Below are 524 nucleotides of genomic sequence, written 5' to 3' on the forward strand. Positions count from 1 at the left end.
ATCTCCACGGGCGTGGCTTTATCGCGTTCGCGGAGTGGGCTGGGAGATGGTGTTAGACAAACCAGACCCCAGAGTCGGCAGTCGCCGCCCGACGACGTGGCCGACACCAATTCTTGATCGTGGCTCGCGTGCCCGCGCTGGTGCGACGATCAAGTCGATTGCGGAGAGCGTCCCGCGATCGAAAGCCCGCCGTCGTCTCGCTGTTTGTCCTTCCCAGTCGAGCGACGGCGGGCCATTAGTCGCAAGGAAACTGTACAGCCGACCCGTCTTCATGCTTGGCGAGGAATTCCGTCATCACCTCGTAAGCAACAGCACGCTCGCGTAGCCAATCCTCGACGAGCGTAACGTGCTCTTGATCAAAGTGCCAATTGATCATGTCGAACAGCACTTCTTCGATGCCCCTTCCCGCTCGCAGGCTTGGACTCCAGCAATGATATTCATCTGGCTCACCGAACTCATCGAGCTCCAAGTTCATTGTACACTCTCAATCTGGGCGGCGACGTCCTGTCTCTTATACACAGCTG

General features: G+C 58.0%; 1 protein-coding gene. It reads right to left on the minus strand.

Translation table 11 applies throughout. The annotated features are described in order from the left end of the window. Positions 1 to 235: 235 nt before the first annotated feature. Positions 236 to 475, minus strand: a complete 240-nt coding sequence (locus I6F36_RS38650) for a hypothetical protein (protein ID WP_225121682.1) — start codon at positions 473 to 475, stop codon at positions 236 to 238. Positions 476 to 524: the final 49 nt, after the last annotated feature.

This window comes from Bradyrhizobium sp. BRP19 (assembly GCF_020194195.1).
Classification (GTDB): domain Bacteria; phylum Pseudomonadota; class Alphaproteobacteria; order Rhizobiales; family Xanthobacteraceae; genus Bradyrhizobium; species Bradyrhizobium yuanmingense.

Coding starts and splice junctions, on each gene's coding strand:
- I6F36_RS38650 (WP_225121682.1), bottom strand. CDS start 475: ATGAACTTGGAGCTCGATGAGTTCGGTGAGCCAGATGAATATCATTGC.